This is a genomic window from Corallococcus sp. AB018 (genome assembly GCF_003986945.1).
Classification (GTDB): domain Bacteria; phylum Myxococcota; class Myxococcia; order Myxococcales; family Myxococcaceae; genus Corallococcus; species Corallococcus exiguus.
The window spans coordinates 1-24,941 of record NZ_RAWR01000019.1; the positions used below are offsets into that span (position 1 = coordinate 1).

The window sequence follows — 24,941 nt, forward strand, 5'->3', positions numbered from 1 at the left end:
GGGCGGGACGGGGCGCGATCGACGCCCTTCTCGATGGTGCGCGCGTACACCTGCGACGGCGCGACGCCGCTCTTCACCAGGCCCTCGGCCTTGGCGAGCTCCTCGTCGATGAGGGCCTTGAAGTTGTCGATGGGCTGCGCGCCAGAGAGGAAGCGGCCGTTGATGAAGAAGGCCGGCGTGCCGCTGGCGCCCATCTGCTGGGCCAGGGCCTGATCCTTGTCGATGGTGGCGCCCAGGCGCTCGTCCGCCATGTCCACCTTCCACTTCGCCACGTCCAGGCCGATCTGCTTGGCGTAGCCCTCCAGGCTCTCCCCATCCAGCTTCTTGTTGTTGGCGAAGAGCAGGTTGTGCATGTCCCAGTACTTGCCCTGCTCACCGGCCGCGAGCGCCGCGAGGGCCGCGGGCTTGGCGTGCGGGTGGAAGGACAGCGGGTTCTGGCGCATCACGACGCGCAGCTTGTTGCCGTAGTCCTTCAGGAGCTGCTCGACGGTGTTGTGCGCGCGGCTGCAGAACGGGCACTCGTAGTCGGAGAACTCCACGATGGTGACGAGCGCGTTGACGCTGCCCTTCGTCGGGGCGCCGTCGACGGGCACCTTGAAGACGGTGGGGTCCACGGCGCGCGCCGCGGGCTTGTTCGCCGCCTGCGCGATGGAGGGCGTATTGCCGGTGGAGGGCTTCGATCCGGTGGCGGCACGGCCGCCAACGAACCCGAGCACCAGGCCGACCAGCAGGGCCACGATGACATTGGGCTTCATGGGTTGGGAATGCTCCTGCGCCATAGGTCCGACTCCGGGCCCCAAGCGGGTGTCTGGGTAGGGAAAGGGCGGGGTACTTAACAGAGGGAATTCCAGACACGCAAGCCGCGATGACCGCCTGCGTCCGCCCGTTATCCAGAGGCCTCGAAGGGGCGGACAACGACGTTGGGGACACCAAAATTCCCTCTCAGCGCGCGTGTCGTGTCGCTTTGGCAGGCGGGGTTCCAGGCCCCATGACAGGATGCACGCGAATGGAAGCCGGTGTGCGCGTGGATACGTCGGGGGCCCTCTGCCCGGTGCCCATCCTGGAGATTGCCAAGGCGATGCGCCGCCTGCCGCCCGGGACGCTGGTGGAGCTCGTCTCCACCGACCGCGGGCTGGAGGCGGACCTGCCCGCGTGGTGCGACGCGACGGGCAACGAGCTCGTCCGCATGGAGCGCAGGGGAACCCACTATGTGGGCTGGGTGCGCAAGGCGGGGTGAGCGTCCGTGGGGCGCGGGCCTACAGCAGCTGAAGGACGCGGTCCTCCAGGCGGCGGCCGCGGCTGACGCCGAGGATGAGCACCTGGTGCTGGATGAGGTGGCCGACGGTGCGGCTGATGACCTCCTCGGCCTTGTGGGCCTGGCCGTCGAAGCGCACGCGCAGCACGTCCGTGCCCTCCATGCGCGCGTCGGTGACGCCGGGCAGGGAGGTGATTTCGGGGATGATGACGTCGCCCCGGGCGATCTGGACGCGGAACTCGGCGCCCTGGCCGGTGAGCTCCGACATGGTGCCGGCCTGCGCGAGCGAGCCCTTGTCGAGGATGGCGGCCGCGTCGCACAGCTCCTCCAGCTCCTGGAGGTTGTGGCTGGAGACGACCACCGTCTGCGTGCCCTTCATGTCCTTGATGATCTGACGCACCTGCGCGGCGATGCGCGGATCCAGGCCGGCGGTGGGCTCGTCCAACAGGACGAGCGGCGGGCGGCCCATCAGGGCCTGGGCCATGGCGGCGCGCTTGGCCATGCCGTGGCTGAGCGCCTGGGTCTGGACCTTCCAGGCCTCCATCAGGCCGACCTTCTCCAGGGCGCCGCGGGCCTCGTGCTCGGGCTGGGGCAGGTCCGACAGGCGGGCCCAGTACATGAGCAGCGCGCCCACCTCCCAGCCGGGGGGCAGCACCGCGTCCTGGGGCAGCGCGCCCACGCGGCCCTTGAGGGCGCCGGGCGCGGTGGGGGACACGCCCATCACCTGGAGCGAGCCCTCGGACGGGTAGAGGTAGCCGCACATCATGGAGAAGGTGGTCGTCTTGCCGGCGCCGTTGGGGCCGATGAGACCGAAGACCTCGCCCTGCCGCACCTGGAGACTCACCGCGTTGACGGCGACCTTGGCACCGAAGTGCTTGGAGACGTTGTTCAGCTGGATGGCCAGGTCGCTCACAGGTCCCTCGCGCGCAGGACGCCGTAGGCGCCGAAGAGGAAGATGGCCGCGAAGGCCGCGTAGGCCGCGCCGCTCATGGCGAACTCGGCGAGCTTCGGGTGCAGCAGGTTGCCCGAGTAGTACGACGGGGACAGGTAGCGCAGGAAGCGCAGCACGTTCTCCTCGCTCACGGCGCGTCCCACGGAGTCCATCAGCCAGAAGACGAAGAGCAGGATGAAGTTGAAGACCAGGCTCACCGCGGGGCTGCGGAAGAGGCTGGAGCACAAGGTGGTGAGCGACACGTACGCGAGCGAGAAGACGACGGTGGCGCTCCAGAACTTCAGGAGGTTGAGCACCAGCACGCCGAAGGCGAAGTCGTCGTTGATGATGCGCGCGTAGATGAAGATGGCCAGGTCGATGATCAGCACCAACCCCACCAGCAGCGTGGCCTGGGAGAGGAACTTGCCCAGGAGCACCGACGAGCGGCGCGCGCGCACCGTGAGGTAGCGCATGGAGCGCGGCCCCACTTCGCCGCTCACCTGGTCGAAGCCCATCAGCGCGACGTAGGCGGGCAGGAAGAAGAGGGTGATCTTGAAGACGATGAGCACCACGATGGGCACCTTCGCCAGCGCCTCCATCATCGCGGCGTCGTTGCTGGCGAGGAAGCCCAGCACCCCCTGGTGCATCTGCTCCGCGGCCTGCGCGGCCATCTCCGAGTCCCCGCCGGACTCGGCGAGCTTCGCGTTCACCTGGGCCTGCAGCTCCCGGGTGACGAAGCCCACCACGAGCAGCACCAGCGCGGAGAACATGCTGTAGAGGCCGAGCAGCACGATGGCCCGGCCGCTCTTCATGGCCCGACGCAGCTCGGCTGCCCAGATCACCAATGTCTCTTTGAGTCCGTCCAAGGTGCACAGGACCCTACTGGACCTCCGGGCACCTTCCCAGGTTTCTCGCGGACGAAGGCAGCAGTCGAGGAGGCAAGCCGTGGACAGCGCGCTCTCAGCGACTAGGATCCGGCGGCTTGCTCCCTGCCCCCCGAAGGAGAGCCCCGACGCATGACGATTCGCCGCCTCTTCGCCGCCCTGCCGCTGTTCCCCCTCACGCTGCTCCTGGGCGCCTCCGCGCCCGGGCCGGACGCGAACACCGCGCCGTCACCCGCCGCCCCGTCGGATGCCCAGGTGCTGGCGCAGTCGGTGAGCGCCCTGGGAACGGACGCGGGGCCCGTGGGCGCCCGTGCGCTGGTGGAGAAGGTGGAGGCCGAGCAGCGCGCTCAGTCAGCTTCGCCGGACGCGGGAGGCTCCGCGAGCGTCGCGCAGGCTCCAGACTCCGGGACCGCCGGTGAAGCCGTGGCGGCCACTCCGCCCGAGGACTCGCGCCCGGTGGATGCCCGCGCGCTGGCGGAGGCGCTGGCTTCGAAGGACGCCGCCGCGTTTGAGCCCGGGATGGTGCCTCCGATGCCGGTGCCCTCGCGGGAGAAGGCGCCGCCGTTCGGCAAGCTCCAGGGGCTGCCGCGCGCGCAGGACCTGGTGGCCCGCGCGAAGCTGGAGGGCAACAAGCTGGTGGTGAAGGGCGGCAAGAACGCGCCGGATCAGGTGCTCACCATCGACCCTGGCCTCCAGGCGTCGCTCACGAAGATCATGCAGAACTACCAGGTGCCCTACGGCGCCGCGGTGGTGCTGGAGCCCTCCACCGGCCGCGTGCTCGCGATGGCGGAGCACTCGGAGGCGAAGCCGGAGCTTCGCGGGCTGCCCATCCGCGCGGTGTACCCGGCCGCGAGCATCTTCAAGATCGTCACCGGCAGCGCGCTCCTGGAGGCCGGCGTGTCGGCCGACACCGAGGCCTGCTTCCACGGCGGCAAGCGCCGGCTGAACGAGCGGCAGCTGGAGGACACCGAGCGCGACGGCGCCTGCTATTCGCTGGCGCTGGCCATGGGCAAGAGCGCCAACGTCATCTTCGCCAAGATGACCAGCAAGCACCTGACCGCGGACTCCCTCAAGCGCATGGCGGCGCGCCTGCGCTTCAACCGCGAGATTCCCTTCGCCCAGCCGCTGGACGTGTCACTCGCGTACATCCCGGAGGACGGCTTCGCGCTCGCCAACACCGGCGCGGGCTTTGGCGACGTGTACCTGTCCCCGCTGCACGGCGCGCTGCTGGCGTCGGTGGCCGCCAACGAGGGCCGCTGGGTGGACCCCGTGCTGGTGGAGCCGGAGCCCTTCATGCCCCTGCCGGAGCCGGAGCCCGTGCTCACCCCCACCGCCGCGCATGAGCTCACGCGGATGCTGGAGGAGACCGTCACCCACGGCACCGCGCGCGGCGTCTTCCGTGAGCGCGGCTTCCAGGTGAAGGACGCGGTGGGCAAGACGGGCACGCTCGCGGACCGCGAGCCCTTCCGCGACTACTCGTGGTTCGTGGGCTTCGCGCCCAAGGACAACCCGCGCGTGGCCGTGGCCGCCCTCATCGTGAATGACCCGAAGTGGCGCATCCGCGGCTCCTACCTCGGCCGCGAGGCCCTGCGTCTGGCGTTGGAGCGCATCCCCGCGCCGGTGGAGCTGACGGCCCCCGCGGGCGCCGCCGGCAAGCACTGAAGCGGGACGTCAGGACAGCGGACGCGCGGTGAGCTTCACCAGCCCCGTGTCCACGAAGCCCTGGAAGAACTTCAGGGCCTCCAGCTCCTGGAGGGGCGACACGTGCACGATGGCGGCCACGTCCCGCCGCCCGTCGATGCGCGACAGCAGGTAGCGCTCCGGTGACGTGAGGGGCAGCGTCTTCAGGTGCGCGGGCGTCACCATCAGTGCCGGCACCCGCGACGGCTCCATCAGCGCCTTGCGCAGCTCCGTGAGCAGCCTGCCTTCCGCTTCGCGCAGCAGCTTCGTGGTGTGCTCGCTGGGCGCGATTTCATGCGCACGGCGGGCCAGCGCCTCGCCGTCACGCAGGTTGCCCGCGTCCAGGAAGAGCTGGGCGGCCTGGAGCACCTCGTCGGAGGAGGACTCGGAGCCGATGACGCCGCCTGCGTTCAGGTCGTCCTCGTCGTCATCCTCCACCACGACGACGGTGTGCGCGCCGGGGTCCGGGGCGGGCAGGGGGGCTTCGTCGGACACCCGCAGCGCGTCCTGGCGGTAGAGCGCGTACAGCCGCTGATAGAGGAAGAAGTCGGTGGCGTGCAGCGCCAGCGCCATGCCGTCGATGCTGAGGCCTTCCTTCGCGAGCTGCACGATGCGCTCGTCCATGCTGCCGGCCTTGCGGTCCGTCAGCTTGCGCTCGTCCACCTCCAGGCGCACGCGGCCGGAAGGGAACACCGCGCGGATGGCCTGCCACGCCGTTTCGCGGAACTCACCCTCGCGGCTGACGTCCAGCAGGTCCACCCTGACGTCCAGGCCCTCCAGTTCCTGCGCATCGTCCGTGGGGCGGAAGTCGAAGCCGCCTTCCTCCCAGGTGAAGGCGTCCAGCAGCATCTCCCGGAACTTGTGGGAGAGCACCGTGCGCACGGTGGCTTCCGACACCGTGCCCGTCATGATCAGGATCTTCCCCAGCAGGATGTGCGTCTCCGCCTGCGTGGAGAAGGCGCGCTCCAGCTGATCCTCCGTCAGGTGACCCTGGTTGATCAGGAACTGGCCGAAGTACTCGCGGGGCTGGTTGGAGCTGGCGGTGATGACGTTGCCGTCGCGCAGCAAGAGCTGCTTGCGCACGTCTCCCCGCTCCACGTTCAGGGTGCCGGTGGCCCGGCGATTCCCGAGGTGGACGACCAGGTCCTTGAGGGGCATCGTCGAAAAATCACCACACACGCCGCGCATCGAGCGCCCATCCTGCAACGCATGCGAGTCGATATCTACTCGAAACCCCGGTGTTCCCTCTGTGAGAAGGCCCTCGCCGTGGTCGAAGAGGTGCGGACCCGGCTGCCGTTCGAGCTCTACGTCACCGACATCCTCCAGAGCCCGGACCTCTTCGAGGCCTGGCGTTACGACATCCCCGTGGTCCTCATTGATGGGGTGCCCGCCTTCAAGCACCGCGTCGACGCGGAAACCCTGGAAGTCCGGATCCGCGAGGTGATGAATGGCATACCCATTGCTAAAACCGTGGGCCAGGGTGGGTAACGAAGTGCCCTTCCCTAAGAAATCCAAGGGGATACGTAGGGCGCGAAAGTAGCGGGGCTGTAAATCTGGGCAGGCGGGCAGGGTGGCGGGGCAGAAAATGCTGGAAGGGAGGGCACGGCGGTGGGTGTGAAGCGCAAGGGAGCGGGAAAGTCGGGCCAGCCGCCTACGGTGCTGCTGGTGGAGCCTCGCGCGGAGGACCTGGAGCGCACCCGGGCGCTCCTGGGGGAGGCCGGTTTCCGAGTGGTGCCCCTGACGCGCTTCGACGCGGCGGTGCCGTTGTTCGAGGTGATCCGTCCGGATGCCGTACTGCTGGCCGCGCAGCCGCCGGACTACGCGGCGATCCAGACGGCGCGGCGCCTGCGTCAGGTGGGCAAGGGCACGGTGCCGATGATGTACCTGGTGGATTCGCACGACCGGGACGCGTGGCGCTTCTGCGTGGAGAAGGGGCAGTGCGTGGACGTGGTGCCTCGCACGGTGGATGGCGCGGAGCTGTCCATGAAGCTGCACGCGCAGATGCGGCTCAAGCAGTCGGTGGAGCGCGCGGCCGCGGGTGAAGAGGCCGGCACGGCGCTGGCGCTGCACGACCCGGTGACGGGGCTCTACAACCGGCCCTTCCTGCTGGCCCTCATCGGGTTGGAGGCACGGCGGACGGAGCGCTACGGCGGGACATTCTCGGTGGTGGCGGCGGAGGTGACGGGTTGGAGTGCGCTTCGCAAGGAGCACGGCAAGAGCATGGCGGAGCGGCTGCTCGTCTACAGCGCGGTGGTGCTGGGGCAGACGGTGCGCGAGGCGGACGCGGTGGCGCGGGTGGGCGACAGTCAGTTCGCCATGCTGCTGCCGGGCACGCCCGCGGAGTCGGTGCCGGAGGTGCTGGCTCGGGTGGAGGCCCGGTTCGAGGCCGCCCGGTTCCAGATGGAGGGTCGCGTGGTGCGTACGGCGCTGGAGCTGGGAGCGGTGAGCTTCCCGGACACGGTGGGGGCTCCCACCCAGCTGTTGGGCGCGGCACTGCAGACCTTGAGGCGTACACGCGAGCTTCGGCGGGCAGCCGGTCCAGCCCGTCTGATGTCGGTTTGATTCAGTTCACGAGGGTTTGATGCACAGGGCGAGCGGAGGCGTGGGGATGGATCGGATCGCGGTGCTGGTGGTGGATGACGAGGAGTCGGTGCGCACGTTCCTTTCCGAGCTGCTGGGGAGCTCGGGGTACCAGGTGCGCTGTGCGTCGAGCGGTTCGCAGGCGCTGGAGATGCTCTCTGGCGGCTCGTTCGACGCGGTGCTGCTGGACGTGGTGATGCCGGAGATGAGTGGTCTGGAGGTGCTGCGCCGCTACCGGAGCACGGGTGGCGCGGCTCCGGTCATCGTGTTGAGCGCGCTGTCGGGCGCTGACGACGCGGTGCGCGCGATGAAGATGGGCGCCTCCGACTATCTGGCGAAGCCCTTTGGCAACGACGAGCTGCAGGACGTGCTCGCGCGTGCCCTGGGGACCCGCGTTCCGGAGCGGCAGGCGACCGCGCCCGCGCCTCGCGTGGTGTTGACGCCCGCGGAGGCCGCGGCGGAGGCCCGCGTGCTCATCTCCACGTCGCCGGCCATGCGCCGCGCGCGTGCGTTGGTGGAGCGCATCGCGGACACGGACGTGCCGGTGCTGCTCCTGGGTGAGTCCGGCACGGGCAAGGAAGTGATTGCCCGTGAAATCCATGCGCGCAGCCAGCGCCATGGCCGGCCGTTCATCAAGGTGAACTGCGCGGCGCTGCCGGGTGAGTTGCTGGAGAGCGAGCTGTTCGGCCACGAGCGCGGCGCCTTCACGGGCGCCACGGCGGAGAAGCCGGGCAAGTTCGAGCTGGCGGATCAGGGCACCATCTTCCTGGATGAGATTGGCGAGATGGCCATCCGCCTCCAGGCGAAGCTGCTCCAGGTGCTGCAGGACGAGGAGTTCTTCCGCGTCGGCGGCAAGAAGAGCGTCCGCGTGGACAGCCGCGTGGTGGTGGCGACGAACCGCGATCTGGAGAAGGAGATCTCGCTCGGCAACTTCCGCGAGGACCTGTACTACCGCCTCAACGTGGTGGCCATCCGCCTGCCGCCCCTTCGCGAGCGCCGCGAGGACGTGGTGCCGCTCACCGACCACTTCCTCAAGAAGTACGGCAAGGGCTTCATGACGAACGTGTCCGAGCTGCCCTCGGAGGTGCTCCACGCGTTCAGCGACTACGAGTGGCCGGGCAACGTGCGCGAGCTGGAGAACATGGTGCGCCGGCTGTGCGTGCTGAAGGACCCGACCCTGGTGCTGGATGAAATCCGCGCCGGTGGCCGTGCTCCGGCGAGCGCCCCGTCGCTGCCCACGTCGTTCGGCGGTGGGGACGAGTTCAGCCCGCCTCCGTCGCGCTACGTGGACGAGTCCGCTCGCGTCTTCGCGGCTCCTCCGTCCTCGCTCGCGACGGCTTCGGGCGCGGGGGTGCAGGTGCTGGAGATGCCCGCGCGCGGCGTGGTGATGACGCCTCCGCCGGTGATGACGGATGCAACGCCGTTCAACGCCGTGGCGCCGCAGCGCTACGCGAACCCGTTCGATGCTCCGCAGCCGCCGCCTCCGCCGCCTCCGGCCGGGGAGCTGTCGCTCAAGGACATCGGCAAGCGCGCGGCGATGCTCGCGGAGCGCGAGGCCATCCTCGCGATGCTCCAGCGCACCGCGTGGAACAAGCGCCGCGCGGCGGGCAAGCTGCGCATCAGCTACAAGGCGCTGCTCTACAAAATCAAGGAGTGCGGCATCATCGACCCTCGCGCGAGCGCGGAGTTCTAGGCCGCGACTGAAGACGTGAAATGACGGCCCTTCTTCCGGATGACGGGAGGAGGGCCGTTCACTTTGGGCGTGGGCCTTGCGTGGGGCTGGCGTTGCCCGGTATCGCGGAGGCCATGACCGCTCCGCTCCTCCTGCTTGGCTGTGGTTACACGCTCACGCGGTTCGCGGTGGCGGAGGCCCGCTCGGGCCGGGAGGTCCTGGCCACGACCCGGGACGCCGCTCGCCGTTCGGTGCTGGAGGGCGCGGGTGTCCGCGTGGTGTCGATTGACGACGCGCTGTCACGGGTAGAGGGCGCGCACGTCGTGACCTCCGTTCCTCCGGAGGCCGGGTTGGATGCCCGCTTCGCGGATGAACTGTCACGCTCGCGCCCCGCCCGGCTCGTCTACCTGTCGTCCACGGGCGTCTATGGCTCCGCTCGCGGACACGTGGATGAGTCCACGCCGGTCGACAAAACCTCCGCGGTCTCCCGCGCACGCCTGGAGGCCGAGGACCGCTTCCTCCCCCTGGGCGCGAGCGTCATGCGCATCTCGGGCATCTACGGCCCGGGGCGCGGCACGTCCGGACGCTTGAAGGCGGGCACGCTGCGCATCCCGGATTCGGGTGGGGGACGCCTGTCGCGCATCCATGTGGACGACCTGGTGGACGCGGTGCGCGTGGTGCTCGAACGCGGCGCTCCTGGCGAGGTGTACTGCGTGGCCGACCGACGGCCCGCGACGCAGGAGGAGACGGCTTCGTGGCTCTGTCAGCAGCTGGACCTCCCCATGCCGCCGCGCGTGCCCTTCGAGTCCCTCCATGAATCCCTGCGCGGCGACCGCGCCATCAGCGCCGCGAAGCTGGAGGCGCTGGGCTGGACGCCGCGCTACCCGGACTTCACCACGGGCTTCCTCGCGGCGATGGAGGAGGAAGCGCGCGGCTGAGAACTACTCGGGTGACTCCGCCCGGAGGAGCTGTTGCAGGTCGAGCTCCCTCCAGTCCAGCTCCTGCTCCACCTGCTGGAACGCCGCGTCTCCGATGGTGCCGTTCGCCCGGAGATCCGCCAGCTTCCGCCGGCCCGCGGCCATCGCCGTGCGCACCGTCTCCGCGTCCGCGGTGGGCGGTCCCCAGGGAGAGCTGGGGCTCGCGGAGCCCATGTGGGCGTGTTCATCCAGGAGCTGCCGCGCGCGCCGCAGTTGCAGCTCGTACCGGCGCCGGACCAGGGTCGCCATCTCCGTGCCCGAGGACTCGTTCGTGGCTTCCAACCCGGCGCGCAGCGTCTCCACCCGGGCGAGCCGCACCTCGTGGTCCACCTCGCCGTCGTCGTCCAGCTTCAGCCGCGTCATCAGGGGCTTGAGCGTCATCCCCTGCACCACGAGCGTTCCCAGCACCACGGAGAAGGACGTGAAGAGGATGAGGTCCCGGTAGGGGAAGGGCGGGCCGCCTTCGCCTCCCGTGGGCAGCGCCAGCGCCGCCGCGAGCGTCACGATGCCTCGCATCCCGCACCAGCCCACCAGCACGGCCGCGCTCGGCGAGAGCGTGACGGGGCTGGACTTCGACTTGCGCTGCCTCCAGCGGTTGAACGCCGCCGCCCCCATCACCCAGGCGATGCGCGCGAGGATGGCCGCGCCCGTCACCACCGCCGCGATGGCGCCGTACTCCAGCCACGTCTCCCGGTCGAAGCGCGCGACGATGCCCTTCAACTGGAAGCCCACGAGCACGAAGGCCAGCACGTTCAACACGAACGTCGCCACCTCCCACACCGCGTAGGACGGGATGCGGATCCGCGCGGGCGTCACCACGGAGGCCGTGCGGGAGATGGTCATCGCGTAGACCACCGTCGTCAGGATGCCGGACAGGTGCAGCCGCTCCGCGAGGATCCACACCGCGAACGTGCTGCCGAACTGGGTGATGACAGCCGTGGACACGTCCTCGACGCTGGCGTTGATGCGCAGGCTCACCCGCGACAGCACGACGCCCAGGAGCACGCTGGCCACCGTGACGACGAGCAGCGTGGGCACCGCGCTCCAACCCAGCACACCGCCCGCGGCCACGGCCCCCAGCGCGAGCCGGTAGATGAGCAGGGCGCTCGCGTCGTTGAAGAGGCTTTCGCCCTCCAGGATGACCATCAGCCGGTGCGGGGGCTTGAGCTGCTTCAGCACCGCCGTGGCCGCCGCCGCGTCCGGAGGCGCGACGATGGCGCCCAGCGCGATGGCCGCGGCCCAGGGCATCGCCGGCACCATCCACTTCACCGCCACCGCGACGGCGATGACCGTGAGCACCACCGCCCCCAGGGCCAGGCTCGCCACCGGCCGCCAGTTCGCGCGCAGGTCGCGAGGCGACGCGTCGAACGCCGCGTCCAGCAGCACCGGCGCGACGAACAGGGTGAGCGCCAGCTCCGGATCCAACACCAGCTCCGGACTGCCCGGCACGAGCGCCAGGACCGCCCCGGCGAGCGCCACCAGCGCGGGGTAGGGCGTGCCAAGCCGCCGGGACAGCGCCGCCAGTCCCGCGCCTCCCAGCAAAAGCGCGATGACGATCTCGAACACCAGCATGAGGGCCTCGGGGAGGAGTCCACCCTGGACTTCCGGCGACGTAGCGCAGGAGGGCCGGCTGGGGACAGTGGCGAATTCCGGACGACGGAAACCTGCGTCATGCGGGAGGCCGCCCGCGTCATCAGCCGAACGCGATGGGTGCCATCAGCCGGGGAAGGGGCGCACCTTTGCGAGGCGTGGGCCCCCGGTGACAGGCTTGCGCTTTCGGGCCGCGTGAAGCGCGCGGCCTTGCGAACCCTGTCCGATGGGGGAACCGAAGATGTCCAGGTCGTTGCTGTTGGCGTCGTTCAACGAGGGCGTCCACCGTTCCATGTCCGGCAACCACGAGGCCGCGCTCCAGTCGTTCGAGCAGGTCCTCGCCGTGGATCCGCGCCACTTCCCCGCGCTCACCTCGAAGGCCTTCGCCCTCAAGCAGCTGGGGCGTACCGACGAGGCCTTGAAGGGCTTCCAGCGCGCCATCGAGTTGGATCCCTCCGCGGCGGACCCCCACCGCGAGGCGGCCCTCTGCCAGTTGGAACTGGGGGAGCCCGAAGCCGCCTCCCTCCTGATGCACCGGGCGGTGCAACTCAACCCCACCCCCGGCTACCGCGAGGCCGCCGCCATCGAGGTCTACCACCTGGGTAACGCGCTGCTGACCCAGGGCCGGCGGCCGGACAAGGCCCGCTACCGTCTGGCCCGCCAGGTCTTCGAACTGGCGCTGGAGCTGTCCCCTGCCTACGTGGAGGCGGCCAAGGCCCTGGCCGACGTGTGGGAGCACCTGGGTGACCCTACCCAGCAGGAGCACTACACCCTGCTGGCGACCCGGCTGCGCCCCGCCTCCTCCTGAGGCGCCTCGCGTCAAATTCCATACAAATGCGGAGGGAAAGGGCGGGATGCCGGTGTTGAATGCCGAAGCGGCCCCCCACCAGGAGAACCCCCCGCATGATCGTGATGCTCGAGCCGGATTCCCCGGAATCCGTCGTGAACGCCGTCCTCCAACTCGCTTCGCAGTACGAGGGCGTCACCCCGCGTGCCCACGTCGTCCAGGGCGCCGAGTCCACCATCACGGAGCTGTATCTGCTGGGCTCCACGTCGCAGGTGCCGCTGGAGCCGTTCCAGCAGCTGCCCGGCGTGCGTCAGGTGGTCCGCGTCTCGCAGAAGTACCGCATCATCGGCCGGCACGGTGGCCAGCGCACCACGGCGGGCTTCGAGTACAACGGCGTCAGCTTCGGCGACAACTCGGTGAATCTGTTCGCCGGCCTGTGCGCGGTGGATTCGCTGGAGAGCGTGGACGCGATGATGGCGGCGCTCGCCCGCTGCGGCATCAACACCACGCGCATGGGCGCGTACAAGCCGCGCACCAACCCGTACGAGTTCCAGGGCCTGGGCGCGAAGTGCCTGCCCTGGGTGTTCGACTCCGCGGGCAAGCACGGCATCAAGGTCGTCGCGATGGAGGTGACGCACCCGCGCCACATCGATGAGATCAACGACGCGCTGAAGAAGTCCGGGGCGCCCACGGGCGTGATGCTCCAGGTGGGCACGCGCAACGCGCAGAACTTCGAGCTGCTCAAGCAGATTGGTCAGCAGCACGCCTTCCCGGTGCTCTTCAAGCGCGGCATGGGCATCACGCTGGAGGAGTCCCTCAACGCGTGCGAGTACGTGGCGAGCGAGGGCAACCCCAAGATCGTCTTCTGCCTGCGCGGCGTGAAGACGCACCTGGGCGATCCGCACCGCAACATGGTGGACTTCGCGCACGTGCCGGTGGTGCGCCGCCTCACGCGCATGCCGGTGTGCGTGGATCCCTCGCATGCGATTGGCCGCGCGGAGGCCCCGCCGGACGGGCTGCCGGACATCTTCCACGCCATTGGCCAGGGCCTCATCGCGGGCGCGTCCATGGTGCTGGTGGACTTCCACCCGACGCCGGAGAAGGCGCTGTGCGACGGGCCGCAGGCGCTGCGCCTGGAGCAGCTGGGCGCCCTTCAGCGCTACACGAACATCGTGCGCGCCGCGTACACGGAGGCCGTGAGCAACGGCGACGGGACGCAGGCCGCCGCTCCGGCCAAGGCCGTCAGTCGCTGAGCGCGTAGCTGCCAAGCACCCGGAGCGACGTGCACATGCTCCGGGCTTCGCTCAGGGCCGCCTTCACGGGCGCGGATTCCACCGCGCCGTCCACGTCCAGGCACCAGCGGTAGTCCCAGGCGCGGACGCCGCCGGGCCTCGACTCCAGCCGCGCGACGTTCACCCCGTGCGCGGCGAAGGCCGTGAGCACGCCCGCGAGCGCGCCAGGGCCGTCGTCGAGCGTGAGCACCAGCGACGTCTTCCACCGCGAGCCCAGGTTGGGCGGCACGGCCGGGCCCACCGCGAGGAAGCGGGTGGCGTTGTCCGGCGAGTCCGCGATGCCCTCCGCCAGCACGGTGAGGCCGTAGAGCTCCGCCGCGGTCCGGCTGGCGATGGCCGCCGTGCGCTCCAGCGACTCTTGCGCCACGCGGCGTGCCGCCACGGCGGTGTTCGCTTCGGGCATGGGGTGCAGGTGGTGCTTTCTCAGCCAGCCTCCGCACTGCGCCAGCGCCTGCGGATGGGACAGCGCGCGCGTGAGGCCCTCCAGCGTGCGGCCCGGCGGCGCGAGCAGGCAGTGACGCACGGGCAGGCGCAGCTCGCCGGAGAGGGCCGGGGTGAACTCCAGGAGCAGGTCCACCACCTCCGCCACAGGCCCGGCGAGCGCGCTCTCCATGGGCACCACGCCACCGTCCACCGTGCCTTCGGCGACGGCCTCGAAGACAGCGCGGAAGGTGGGGCAGGGGATGCGTGTCACGGAGGCGCCGAAGAGGGCGCCCGTGGCCTCGTCGCCGTACGCGCCGCGCTCACCTTGAAAGGCGATGCGGCGGGGGGCGGCGTCAGCCATCGATGGGCTCCGCGCGCGGGTACGTGCCCAGCACGCGCAGGGACGACGTGAGCGGGCGCAGGTCCTCCAGCGCGGCCGTTACCGAGGCGGACGCGGCATGGCCCTCCACGTCCAGGTAGAAGCGGTACTTCCACGGCGCACCGGGGATGGGGCGCGACTCCAGCTTGGAGAGGTTCACCCCGCGCTGCGTGAGCCGCTGCAGCACCTGGCCCAGCGTGCCCGGGCGATGCTCCAACACCACCAGCAGCGACGTCTTGCACGGCACGTCCGGCGCGAGCGGCGTGGGCTGGCGCGAGACCTCCACGAAGCGCGTGAAGTCCGAGCCGGGCTGCAGGTCGCTGGCGAGCACCTCGAGCCCGAAGCGGCCCGCCGCGGACTCGCTGGCGATGGCGGCCACGGTCCTGTCGTTGCGATCCGCGACCATCTGCGCGGCGACGGCGGTGTCTGGCCCAAGCACGGTGCGGGCCCAGGGCACGTGCGTGCGCAGGAAGTCCTCGCACTGCGCCAGGGCCTGCGGATGGGACAGCACCTCGCGCAGGTCCTCCAGCTTCGTGCCCTTCACGCCCAGGAGCCGGTGGTCCACCTGGCTCACCACCTCTCCGGTGATGACGCCATCGCCCGCGGCGAGCACGTCGTACGTCTCATTCATGCTGCCGGCGGTGGTGTTCTCGATGGGCAGCAGCAGCACGTCCTGCTCACTCTGCTTGAGGGCCTCCACTGCCTGGCGGGCGGTGTCGAAGCCGGCGAGGAGCACGCCGCCCGGCCGGTGGCCGTAGCGCTGGCGGGCGGCCAGGTGGCTGTAGGAGCCCTCGACGCCCAGATACCCCACTCGCAGGGGCGTGGTGTCCAGGCGGGTGACCAGGGCCTGCTGCCGGGCCACGGACATGTCCAGGATGACGCGGTAGAGGCGCTCGACTTCGTGCGGATCCAGGCCTCGCTCCGCCGCCCGGCCGCGCAGCTTGCGCAGGAGCAGGTCCTCGCGCTGCGGGTCCCGGAAGGGCCAGGCCGTCACCAGCTTGGCGCGCGCCACGTCGTCGGCCAGGGCCATGCGCCGCTGGAGCGCATCGAGGACGTCCTCGTCGATGCGCTCGATTTGGGTCCGCAGGGTCTCCAGGGAGGGGATGTCCGCCATGCTCGGAACATAACAACTCGCGTCGAAGGAGCGGACTCCTCTGACGCGCTGTCACATTCCCAGGCGCCGGGCGAGGTCCGAAGGGACCGGGTAGACGGACTCCTTCGGCAGGTGGCGCGTGGCCTGATCCGCGCGGCCGTCGTCCAGGTGCTTGCGCAGCTTCTGCACCAGGGGCGTGAGGTCGGTGATGGACACGGTCCAGTCGTCCACGAAGCGCTGGATGACGGCGCGGCTCAAGCCCACCTGGATGCTGTCGTGGGGCAGGCCCGCGCCTCGAAGCGTGCGCTCCGGGTCCCACTGGATGTGGACGGGCGCGGTGTCGAAGGCCTTGCGCCACGCGTCCGGTGAGCCGTGCGCCTTCGGCTCGAAGCCGGTGAGGACGCCGGAGGACAGCGCCTCCTCCCAGCCGGAGCGTTTGATCCGCACCGCGAGCGTGCGCTCCTGGCCGCTCTTCCGGCCCCAGTTGGAGCGGTGCATGAGCCACAGGAAGCTGGGTTTGATCCACGTCATCCGGCCCACGGAGAACGGCGGGCCGAACTTCTGCTGCTTCACGGCCACGTCCGCGATGGCGTCCGCGTAGGCCTGATACACGACGATGGAGGCTCGGTCGAAGTCGGCGCGGACTTCGCGGGCTGCGCTCATGGGCGGGCTCTGGGTTTGGCTTTCGGCTTCGGCCTGGCTTTGGCGGCGGCGGCCGTCGGGAGCTGCGTCTTGCCCATCTTGAGGACGAGCTCGAAGTGCTCCACGGGGGTGGGCGTCACGCTGAGGCGGCTGCGGGTGATGAGCGGGAAGTCCTTGAGCGCGGGCGTGGCCTTGATGGTGGCCAGTGTCACCGGCGTGGTGAAGGCGACCACGGGGCCCACGTCCACGGAGGCCCAGTCCTCGCCGGGGGCGGTGGGGTCCGGGCCCGGCTTGGAGAGGACGCACGCCACGCCGACGACGGCCTTGTCCTCATTGGAGTGGTAGTAGAGGCACAGGTCCCCGGGCGTCATGGCCCGGATGTTGTTGCGCGCCTCGAAGCTGCGCACGCCCGTCCACTCCGTCCTGCCGTCCTCCTCCAGCTTCGCGTACGCGTAGACGGAGGGCTCGCTCTTGATCAACCAGTACCGCGGAGTCGCCATGGCGGCGCACCCTAGCTCAGGGGGGCGTTTCGCGCGCCAGCGCCGCGCCCTGTTGCTTGAAGAGCTCGAAGACCCGCTCCTCGTCCATCGCCGCGACTTCACGCCGTGTGGGATCCGCTTCCGTGTAGCCCACACGCCGGGCCGCGTCGTCGAGTCCCGGGAAGCGTTTCCGCGCCTCGGCCCAGAGGGCCCTGTCGTCTTGAGCCATGGAGCAGGGAAGGGGAATCAGGATGCTGGCGCTCGAACCCGGGGAAAGTGAATCCGGCAGTTCGTTGAAGGAGAGGACCGCTCCCCGAGGAAGCCACATGGGGCTCTCTGTCTGGGTGAATACGTCCACCACGGGCAGGGTCCGGATGTAGACGCCGTCCAGCGGTGTCCGAGTGGAGCGTGCGGGCTGGCCGTAGGTCAGGGCCGACATGTCGATCTGCACGGGGCAAAGGTCCGGATGGACGGACAGCACGAGGGCCTCGCCCTCGCGGATATCGACCTCGAAGTCGCGGGAGCTGTCGACGCTCGAGTCCTTCAGGAAGACGGCATGTCGACCGCTGGGGACCGGAAACGCGAGGTGATGGTCGGCGTGGAGCACCGGCGCCACGGGCTGGTCATCCACGCGCAGGACGATGTCGCGGTCAGGTCGTGGGCCCGTGGCCACGACGTGGAGGAGCCCACCCTCGGGAGCGGGAGGGCCATCGCTGTCGCTGAGCGCGAACAGCCCCCACAGCACCAGCGTCGCCGCGAGAAGCCCCAGCGCCACCTTCGCGTAGCCCGGCGAGCCAGAACGGTCGTCTGGCTCCGGTGGTGCGTGGCCCGTCGTGGGCGCGGTGATGAGGGAGAATACCCACCACACCACGAGGACCACGACAAAGATGGCCAGGGCCTCCAATGCGTTGCCGTCGATGATGGGCCGGATGAGCCTGATCATGTTCCCCCCCCTGAAGTGGCCTTCCCGCCACCTCAGAGGGGTTCATGGCACGTCTGGTTTTGGAGCGTCAAGCCACGGGGCTCACACCCCAAAGGCCCACGGTTCCATCTCCCTGGGCCAAGGCAATGAATCGGCCATCGGGTGAGAAGACCGCATCTCCCGTAGGGAACTCACTCTCGTCCGAGTGGCGGAACAGCTCCTCGCCGGTATCGAAGTCGTGGAGCATGAAGCCATAGGTATCAGTGGACGAGACCATCAAGTCTCCGTCCGGACTGAAGTCGAGGTTGCTCACGTAATGATTGTAGTCGTTGAACGTCCCCAGGACGCGACGCTCATGCACATCCATCACCACGACCTCGCGGACCCCTCTCGCGACAAGCAGGGGCCGCGTGGGATGGAATGCAACGCTCGCCGCGAACTGAAACCCCAGGGGATGAACCCAGGGATGAGAGCTCGCCTTCAGGTCCCAGAGGTAGAGCGCCGCCTGGTCATGATCGTAATCCGTTACGATCACCGCCGCGAAGCGTGAGTCACGGGAGAATGCGCACGCCTTGACCTCGACGTGCCACTCAACGCCTGGCAGGTCACGAATTCGTTTCCAGCCTGCCACGTCCCAGAGGAGGGCCTCGCCACGTTCCAGGATGGCCAGCAGCATGCCATCTCGGGACATGGCCAGCCCGGTGGCGGGCGCGGAGAGGGTTTCCTCACGCCAGAGCGAGCCGTCCGTCGTGGAGAAGGCCATGAGCCGAGGCCGCCAGGCGACAGCGGCCTCCGCGACCGGCGGACCCGCGGTCACGATGTGATTCGAACCGTGGAAGAGGGCCTCGATGGGCTCCATCTTCAACTCTACCGAGCCGCTGGCGACGTCCGTTGCCGTGTCCAGGTTCCACCACCGCAGGAGGGAGGCGGCTTTCGCGAGCAGCCGGGCGCCTGACGGGTCAAAGCAAAGCTTTTCCCAGCGAACGGAGTCGAGCTGGGAACCCAACTGCCGCACACGTTTCAGGCCGCGCGCATTCGCAGGGGTGATGACCGCACGGGTCAGGTCTGTCTGGCTCATGTCGTGTAGGCCGGAATGGAAACGCGCGTGAGAAGGAAGGCTCCTGCCGTCCGGTCCCTGGCGGATGCGGCCATGGGCAGGGCGTGGACGATCGAGGAGATGCGGCCTGACGACCGCAAGGCCCTCTTCGAAGGCGTACCTCACGGCGGCGCGGCTCGGGAAGATGGAGGCCATGACGAACGTGGGGCTCCATTTCCTCTACGGAGATGGCGTCCGGCGTGATCCAAAGCGCTCCCGGATGTGGACGGAGAAAGCAGCCGCATTGGGAGACGATGTCGCGGCCTTCAACCTGGGCCTCGCCTATGACAATGGCAGGGGGGCCCGAAAGGACAAGGCCCTCGCGGAAGCCTGGTATCGCCGGGCTGCCGCCCTGGGATTCGCCGTCGCCGAGGGAAACCTGGCGTATCTCCTGTTCGAGAGCACCGAGGCCCATCAGCAGCAGGAAGCGGTCCGGATCTACCGGAAGCATGCACGGCAGGGACACGCGATTCCGGCCTACAACGTCGGTCTTGCGTATGAACTGGGAAAGGGCGTCCGCAAGAGCCTGAAGCGAGCCAATGCGTATTACGAAATGTCCGCGAAGGGCGGTTACGCGGAAGCGCAGTTGGCCCTGGGCTACAACTATTCCAATGGCGTGGGCCTTCCGACGGACGCCTTGCGTGCCTTTGCCTGGTTTCGGCTGGCGGCGGGGCAGGGGCATCCCAGCGCGTCGTTCAACCTGGGGTTGATGTTCGCGAACGGCGAGGGCGTGCCCAGGTCCAAGGCGCGCGCCATGCGTCACTTTCGTGATGCCGCGAGCCTGGGACATGCGAAGTCCGCTCGATGGTTGCGGAAGCTCAAGAACACCTGAGCACCTGCTGCTTGTCTTGCTGAACTCCGAGACCTTGCGCTGCTGGGGCTGTGATGACTCATCCGGAGTCATTGTGCGTGCTCCGGAGTCAGACCTCCCAGGTTGGGGTTTTGATATCGGCCGATTGTGTTTTTCACGGAGGGTGAGGCAGGCTGAGTCTCCAAAGCAAGTCAAAGGGAGGCGTGAGGCCGCCTCCATTCACGGAGATGTCATGCACACAATGCGAGCCGGCCGGGCTCTGCTGTTGGCTTTTGTCTGTGGGGTTGTCAGCTGTAGCAAGCTGCCCGAAGAGCCGTCGCTTGCTCGCGGCGATTCCGCCCTGGTGGAGGCATGGGAAGCGACGGCGGACATGGCGGAGTCTCGCAAGTACCACGCGGCGGTGGCTCTGGACTCAGGCAAGGTGCTGGTGGCGGGCGGGTACAACACCAGCGGGTATCTGTCCTCCACGACGCTCTACGACTCGGGTACGGGCACCTGGACGGCCGCGGCCCCCATGCCGGAGCCCCGGCAGGTCCTCACCGCGACGCTGCTGCCTTCGGGCCAGGTGCTGGTGGCGGGCGGGGAGAACGCGACGGGCCGTCTGGCTTCCACGGCCCTCTATGACCCGGCCTCCAATGCCTGGACTTCCGCTGGCAGCTTCGCCACCGGAGTGGCACGGGACTCCCTGACGGCGACGTTGCTGCCCTCGGGCAAGGTGTTGGTTGCGGGCGGCGGGAACGGTTCGGGACCGCAAGGCAAGGTGGATGTGTATGACCCGGCCTCCGGCACGTGGAGCGCGGGGGCGAGTCTGGCAATGCCGCGACGCAACCATACGGCGACGCTGCTGCCCTCGGGCCAGGTGCTGGTGGTGGGAGGAAGAGCGAGCACCAGCCTGACGAGCGCGGAGCTGTACACGCCCTCGAGCAATACGTGGATGGCGACGGGAAGCCTGTCGACCGCGCGCCACAACCACACGGCGACGCTGCTGCCTTCCGGCAAGGTGCTGGTGGTGGGCGGGCGCAATAGCAGCACCGGGCTGGTGGCGACGGCGGAGGAATACGACCCGAGCACGGGACAGTGGAGCGCGGCGGGTGCGCTGGGCACCGCGCGCGAGTTGCACACGGCGGCGCCGCTGAGCTCGGGACAGGTGCTGGTGGCCGGAGGCATGTACGGCAGCGCGGCGACGAACGCGCTGGGCAGTGCGGAGGTGTATGCCCCGGACACCCGGCTGTGGAGTGCGACGACCGCGATGGGGAGCGCGCGGTACGTGCACGTGGCGGTGCCGCTGGAGGGGCGGGGGAAGGTGCTGGTGATAGGTGGAATCGGCGCCAGCGGCGCGAGCCTGAAGACGGCGGAGACGTATGTGTATGACGCGTGCGCAGGGGTGAGCTGCAACAGCCCTCCCAACCAGTGCTACCAGGCGGCCGGGACGTGCGGCAACGGGGTTTGCAGCTACGCGCCGAAGGCCTCGGGCACCAGTTGTGATGACGGGGATGCGTGCACCGGGGAGGACGCGTGCAACGGTGCGGGCGTGTGCGCGGGAAGTGCCACCAGTTGCAGCAGTCCGCCCGGGCAGTGCTACGCGGCGGCGGGCACGTGCGGCAGCGATGGCGCGTGCTCCTACGCGTACAAGGCTTCGGGCGCCGCTTGTGATGACGGAGACGCGTGCACGGTGGAGGAGACGTGCAACGGGGCTGGTGGGTGCGCGGGGACGCCGGTGAGCTGCAACAGCCCGCCCGGGCAGTGCTACGCGGCGGCGGGTACGTGCAGCGATGGTGCGTGCACCTATGCGCCGAAGGCCGCGGGCACTGCTTGTGATGATGGCAATGGTGGGACGCTCAATGACGTGTGCAACGGGGCGGGAGTCTGCGCGGGCGCGCCGGCCTGCACGACGCCGCCGGACGCCTGCCATGGCTCGCCGGGGACGTATAGCAATGGCGTGTGCACCTATCCGTCGAAGGCCGCGGGAACCCTGTGCGACGACGGCAACGCCTGCACGACGGGCGACGTGTGCAACGGCTCGGGCACCTGCGGAGGAACGGCCCTGAGTTGCTCCACCGCGAGCACCGACTATTGCAGCGGTAACAACCTGCGGAGGACTACCGGCACCGGCACGTGCAGTGGCGGTGCCTGCACCTCCACCGACACCCTGGTCCAGACCTGTCAGACGGGGACCAGCGGGCCCTACTGCAGCGGCAATGGCGCCTACCAGACCGTCTACGGTGGCTGCGTCAACAATGCCTGCGCGTCCACGCAGCAACTCATCGAGTCGTGCTCCACCTCAAGCGAAACCTACTGCAGCGGCAACTCCGTCCGCCGGAGCAGGGGAACGGGTTGCAGCGGTGGCTCTTGTGGCTACAGCGACACCCTGGTCCAGACGTGCTCAACGTCGAGCAGCACCTACTGCAGTGGCAACGACGTCCGTCAGACCACGGGCACCGGCTGTAGCGGTGGCTCGTGTGACTCCACCGACAACTTCGTCCAGACGTGTCAGACGGGCGTCGGCAGTTCCTACTGCAGCGGCAATACCGTCTATAGAACGGTCAATAGCGGCTGCAGCGGTGGCTCCTGCGCATCCAGCCAGCAACTTGTCCAGACGTGCTCCACCGGGAGCAGCACCTATTGCAGCGGCAATGATGTCCGCAGGAGCACGGGCACCGGCTGCAGTGGGGGGGCTTGTGGTTCCTCGGACTCATTGGTCCAGACGTGCTCCACCGGGAGCAGCACCTACTGCAGCGGCAATGACGTCCGGAGGGTGACCGGTACCGGCTGCGGTGGAGGCACCTGCGGCTCCACCGACACCCTGGTCCAGACCTGTTCCTCAGGTTGGACGTGCAGTAACGGAGCTTGCATCGCCCAGACTGGCACATTGCACCTGTCGAGTGTGGAGTCGTGCTACGACTACTGCCCGGGCGGGTGCAATTACGGCAGCTGCCCCGCCCTCGGGGACCGGTGCCTATCCTCACAGCCGGAGGGGCAGACGTGCTCGTTGGGTGAACGGTGCTCTATCCTCGGGGACTGGCTTTCGTTCAACGTCTACGAATGCTGGCCCTGACACGCGTGTGGCTCGACCGTGAATGGGATTCCTCTTCATGGAGGGGCCGCGAATGAAAGACCTCCTGCTCCGCTGTGTCTCGACTCCCAGGGGCGCAGCCGAGCAGGAGGCCGTCTTCGTGTCGGAAGACTGATCACCCCAGGTTCGTCTTGCTGAACACCCGCAGTGCCTCAGCGACACTCCAGGCCTGAGCGAAGCAGCCTCGCGGACGGTAGGGCTCCGTCGCGTCGAAGATCTCCGAAATCTGTCCAATCCCCGCGCGTGACAGGTGGTCCTCCATTCCAGACAGCAGGGCCCTCGCGGCCTTGATGTCCGGGGACACCTTCAACGTCGCGTCCACGTAGTGGCCCATCAGCCAGCCCCACACCGTGCCCTGGTGGTAGGCCGCGTCGCGGGCCCGCAGGTCTCCGTCGTACTTCGGTTTGTAGTCCCTGCTCCCCGGCGCCAGGCTGCGCAGCCCCACCGGCGTCACCAACTCGCGGCGCACCACCTCCAGCACCCGCGCCCACTTGTCTCGCTTGAGCACCGGATGCTTGAGCGAGATGGCGAAGACCTGATTCGGCCGCACGCTCGCGTCCTCGCGGCCATCCTCTCCGTCCACCACGTCGTAGAGACACCCGCCCGCTTCGTTCCAGAAGCGTTGGTTGAAGCTGCCCTGCGCCTTCTCCGCCGCGGCCCGGTACGGCCCTGATTCCAGTCCCAGCCGCTCCGCCCAGCCCGCCATCAGGCGCAGGGCGTTGAACCACAGCGCGTTGATCTCCACCGCCTTGCCCCGGCGCGGCGTCACCACCCAGCCCTCCACCTTCGCGTCCATCCAGGTGAGCTGGTAGCCGTCCTGCCCCTGCCGCAGGAGCCCGTCCGCCGGGTCCACGCCGATGTGGAAGCGCGTGCCCTTCTGGTGGTGCGCCACGATGTCCTGCAACGTCGGGAACAGGTCGCGCAGGAGCGCTTCGTCTCCCGTCTCCTCCAGGTATCGGTCCACCGCGTGGAAGAACCAGAGCGTCGCGTCCGCCGTGTGGTAGACGCCCTCGTTCTCTCCGTCCGGGAAGTAGTTCGGAATCAGGCCGTCCCGCACGTAGTGCTCGAACGTGCGCAGGATGGCCGCCGCCTCGCGGTAGCGCCCCGTGGCCAGCGTCAGCCCGTCCAGGCTGATCATCGTGTCCCGGCCCCAGTCCGTGAACCACGGGTAGCCCGCGATGACGCTCCTCGCGTCCAATCCCATCGACCGTGCCCACGCGGCGTCCGCGGGCCTTGGCGGATCGATGATGAACTGGTCCGCCGCCAACACCAGTCGCGCCGGCACGCCCGTGCGCCCATGCTCGGGGGCGCGCTCCAACAGGCGCTCCTGCCTCCCCAGCTCCCGCTCGAACACCTCCTTGGGATTCCGCTCCAGCAGGTGTCCCGGCGCCTGAGTCGTGAGCCCGAAGTAGAGCGTGCCCCCGGGCTTCAGCGTCGCCGTGAAGTAGCCCGGTGAGTGCTGCACCTCCGTGAAGTCATATCCGCGCGCCTTCTCCGTCCGCAGGTGCTGGGGCCTGGAGGTCTCCGCCAGGCTCACGTACGGCGTGGGCCCGTCCGCATACAGCCGCATCCGCTGGATCGGACCGTCCTCTCCGTTGCGCAGCTCCAGCAGCGGGCCTCGCAGCGTGACGATGGGCTCTCCCACGTCCTTCAACAGTGGCCCGTCATGCGGGCGCATGACCGGGAACGGCCGCAGGTGCAGCGTCACCTCCGGACCGGACAGGTGCTCCCAGGCAAGGAACACCGTGTCCTCTCCGTGCACCATCACGCAGCGGCGCCTCAGCCGCGCACGCCCCACCGCGTACTCCCAGACCGGAATCAGTCCCTCCAGATGGAAGTGCCGCAGGTGCCTCGCGCCGTCCTCCACTGTGGTGCCGTCGTCGTGCTCCTCGGACGTGAGCCGGTAGCGCTCCCCGTCCACCAGCGCCGTCTCCTCCAACCTCGCCATCAGCACCGTGCGGCCCAGCTTCTCCAACGTGGGGATGAACAGGCCGTGGTATCGGCGCGTGTTGCAGCCCACCACCGTGCCGGAGGCGTAGCCCCCTCGGCCGTTGGTCAGGAGCCACTCGTGGTTCACGCCGTTGCTGAAGTCGGCGCCTTCCGGGAAATCGAACGACAGGCGGGGCAGGGCAGGGGCTGGTTCGTTCACGCCTTCGTCTCCTCCTCGCCCGTCCCCCTGGGCGGAGACGCGCGGGAAAGGGTAGGAAGAGAGGTTGCTCATGCACCCCCGCGCCACACAGCGCATCCCCCGGTCCCCGGACTCGAGGGGAGGACAGCCGGGCAGCCAGGCCCTCGACGCTTCATTGAGCGCGCTGGAATCCGTTCACGCGAAGCCCTTGCGACCGTCCCAAGGGGACCGCACCTCACCCAGAGCC

Annotated in this window: 22 protein-coding genes; 10 read left to right on the plus strand and 12 right to left on the minus strand. The window is 69.1% G+C overall.

The window, feature by feature from the left end:
• A partial coding sequence (locus D7Y11_RS06550; protein ID WP_169821089.1) for a thioredoxin domain-containing protein occupies nt 1-755 on the minus strand: 755 nt, incomplete at its 3' end.
• 251 nt (nt 756-1,006) lie between these two features.
• On the opposite strand from D7Y11_RS06550, the gene D7Y11_RS06555 reads away from it, so the two are divergent.
• Nucleotides 1,007-1,237, plus strand: coding sequence for a sulfurtransferase TusA family protein (locus tag D7Y11_RS06555; protein WP_120578537.1), 231 nt, complete (start codon nt 1,007-1,009; stop codon nt 1,235-1,237).
• Between the two features lie 19 nt (nt 1,238-1,256).
• On the opposite strand, the gene D7Y11_RS06560 is transcribed toward D7Y11_RS06555, so the two are convergent.
• Nucleotides 1,257-2,168 (minus strand): ABC transporter ATP-binding protein, encoded by a 912-nt coding sequence (locus D7Y11_RS06560; protein ID WP_120578538.1) that lies wholly within the window; start codon nt 2,166-2,168, stop codon nt 1,257-1,259.
• Nucleotides 2,165-3,031 (minus strand): ABC transporter permease, encoded by an 867-nt coding sequence (locus D7Y11_RS06565; protein ID WP_255424672.1) that lies wholly within the window; start codon nt 3,029-3,031, stop codon nt 2,165-2,167. The genes D7Y11_RS06560 and D7Y11_RS06565 overlap by 4 nt, the downstream gene beginning before the upstream one ends.
• A gap of 171 nt (nt 3,032-3,202) precedes the next feature.
• Between D7Y11_RS06565 and D7Y11_RS06570 the strand changes: the two genes are divergently transcribed.
• Nucleotides 3,203-4,732: a penicillin-binding transpeptidase domain-containing protein gene (locus tag D7Y11_RS06570; RefSeq protein WP_121752204.1), complete on the plus strand. Its 1,530-nt coding sequence runs from the start codon at nt 3,203-3,205 to the stop codon at nt 4,730-4,732.
• Between the two features lie 9 nt (nt 4,733-4,741).
• Here D7Y11_RS06570 and D7Y11_RS06575 read toward each other — a convergent pair whose 3' ends face one another.
• Nucleotides 4,742-5,938 (minus strand): DUF4388 domain-containing protein, encoded by a 1,197-nt coding sequence (locus D7Y11_RS06575; RefSeq protein WP_126933264.1) that lies wholly within the window; start codon nt 5,936-5,938, stop codon nt 4,742-4,744.
• A 21-nt stretch (nt 5,939-5,959) separates the two neighbouring features.
• On the opposite strand from D7Y11_RS06575, the gene D7Y11_RS06580 reads away from it, so the two are divergent.
• From D7Y11_RS06580 to D7Y11_RS06595, 4 genes are all read left to right on the plus strand, one after another.
• Entirely contained in the window at nt 5,960-6,238 is a 279-nt protein-coding gene (locus D7Y11_RS06580) for a glutaredoxin family protein (protein WP_121779047.1), read from the plus strand.
• 120 nt (nt 6,239-6,358) lie between these two features.
• The gene (locus tag D7Y11_RS06585) at nt 6,359-7,312 is read left to right on the plus strand and encodes a diguanylate cyclase (RefSeq protein ID WP_169826274.1); all 954 of its coding nucleotides are present in this window, start codon (nt 6,359-6,361) and stop codon (nt 7,310-7,312) included.
• A 46-nt stretch (nt 7,313-7,358) separates the two neighbouring features.
• Nucleotides 7,359-9,023, plus strand: coding sequence for a sigma-54 dependent transcriptional regulator (locus D7Y11_RS06590; protein WP_126933265.1), 1,665 nt, complete (start codon nt 7,359-7,361; stop codon nt 9,021-9,023).
• A gap of 113 nt (nt 9,024-9,136) precedes the next feature.
• The gene (locus D7Y11_RS06595) at nt 9,137-9,940 is read left to right on the plus strand and encodes an NAD-dependent epimerase/dehydratase family protein (RefSeq protein ID WP_126933266.1); all 804 of its coding nucleotides are present in this window, start codon (nt 9,137-9,139) and stop codon (nt 9,938-9,940) included.
• A 3-nt stretch (nt 9,941-9,943) separates the two neighbouring features.
• Here the strand turns inward: D7Y11_RS06595 and D7Y11_RS06600 are convergent, their stop codons facing one another.
• Nucleotides 9,944-11,551, minus strand: coding sequence for a Na+/H+ antiporter (locus tag D7Y11_RS06600; protein WP_121752208.1), 1,608 nt, complete (start codon nt 11,549-11,551; stop codon nt 9,944-9,946).
• Between the two features lie 259 nt (nt 11,552-11,810).
• Here D7Y11_RS06600 and D7Y11_RS06605 point away from each other — a divergent pair, with 259 nt between their 5' ends.
• Complete coding sequence (locus tag D7Y11_RS06605) at nt 11,811-12,377, plus strand: tetratricopeptide repeat protein (protein ID WP_120578559.1); 567 nt, start codon at nt 11,811-11,813, stop codon at nt 12,375-12,377.
• Nucleotides 12,378-12,472: 95 nt separating this feature from the next.
• Entirely contained in the window at nt 12,473-13,609 is a 1,137-nt protein-coding gene (locus D7Y11_RS06610) for a 3-deoxy-7-phosphoheptulonate synthase (RefSeq protein WP_120578547.1), read from the plus strand.
• On the opposite strand, the gene D7Y11_RS06615 is transcribed toward D7Y11_RS06610, so the two are convergent.
• From D7Y11_RS06615 to D7Y11_RS06640, 6 genes are all read right to left on the minus strand, one after another.
• Nucleotides 13,599-14,432, minus strand: coding sequence for a prephenate dehydratase (locus D7Y11_RS06615; protein ID WP_126933267.1), 834 nt, complete (start codon nt 14,430-14,432; stop codon nt 13,599-13,601). The two genes, D7Y11_RS06610 and D7Y11_RS06615, sit on opposite strands and share 11 nt — an antisense overlap.
• Nucleotides 14,425-15,564, minus strand: a complete 1,140-nt coding sequence (pheA, locus tag D7Y11_RS06620; protein WP_126933268.1) for a prephenate dehydratase — start codon at nt 15,562-15,564, stop codon at nt 14,425-14,427. The genes D7Y11_RS06615 and pheA overlap by 8 nt, the downstream gene beginning before the upstream one ends.
• Nucleotides 15,565-15,615: 51 nt before the next feature.
• Nucleotides 15,616-16,206 (minus strand): DUF4291 domain-containing protein, encoded by a 591-nt coding sequence (locus D7Y11_RS06625; protein ID WP_126933269.1) that lies wholly within the window; start codon nt 16,204-16,206, stop codon nt 15,616-15,618.
• The gene (locus D7Y11_RS06630) at nt 16,203-16,685 is read right to left on the minus strand and encodes an EVE domain-containing protein (RefSeq protein WP_120578551.1); all 483 of its coding nucleotides are present in this window, start codon (nt 16,683-16,685) and stop codon (nt 16,203-16,205) included. The genes D7Y11_RS06625 and D7Y11_RS06630 overlap by 4 nt, the downstream gene beginning before the upstream one ends.
• Nucleotides 16,686-16,701: 16 nt before the next feature.
• A complete protein-coding gene (locus D7Y11_RS06635; protein ID WP_126933270.1) occupies nt 16,702-17,607 on the minus strand; it encodes a hypothetical protein in 906 nt (301 codons plus the stop codon).
• Between the two features lie 67 nt (nt 17,608-17,674).
• A complete protein-coding gene (locus D7Y11_RS06640; protein ID WP_158624478.1) occupies nt 17,675-18,838 on the minus strand; it encodes a WD40 repeat domain-containing protein in 1,164 nt (387 codons plus the stop codon).
• On the opposite strand from D7Y11_RS06640, the gene D7Y11_RS06645 reads away from it, so the two are divergent.
• Both D7Y11_RS06645 and D7Y11_RS06650 read left to right on the plus strand, forming a co-directional pair.
• Nucleotides 18,837-19,514: a tetratricopeptide repeat protein gene (locus tag D7Y11_RS06645; protein WP_158624479.1), complete on the plus strand. Its 678-nt coding sequence runs from the start codon at nt 18,837-18,839 to the stop codon at nt 19,512-19,514. The two genes, D7Y11_RS06640 and D7Y11_RS06645, sit on opposite strands and share 2 nt — an antisense overlap.
• A 349-nt stretch (nt 19,515-19,863) precedes the next feature.
• Entirely contained in the window at nt 19,864-22,548 is a 2,685-nt protein-coding gene (locus D7Y11_RS06650; RefSeq protein ID WP_158624480.1) for a kelch repeat-containing protein, read from the plus strand.
• A 133-nt stretch (nt 22,549-22,681) separates the two neighbouring features.
• Here D7Y11_RS06650 and D7Y11_RS06655 read toward each other — a convergent pair whose 3' ends face one another.
• Nucleotides 22,682-24,715 carry an amylo-alpha-1,6-glucosidase gene (locus D7Y11_RS06655; RefSeq protein ID WP_126933273.1) on the minus strand — a complete coding sequence of 678 codons (2,034 nt, stop codon included), beginning with the start codon at nt 24,713-24,715 and terminating at the stop codon, nt 22,682-22,684.
• Between the last annotated feature and the right edge of the window lie 226 nt (nt 24,716-24,941).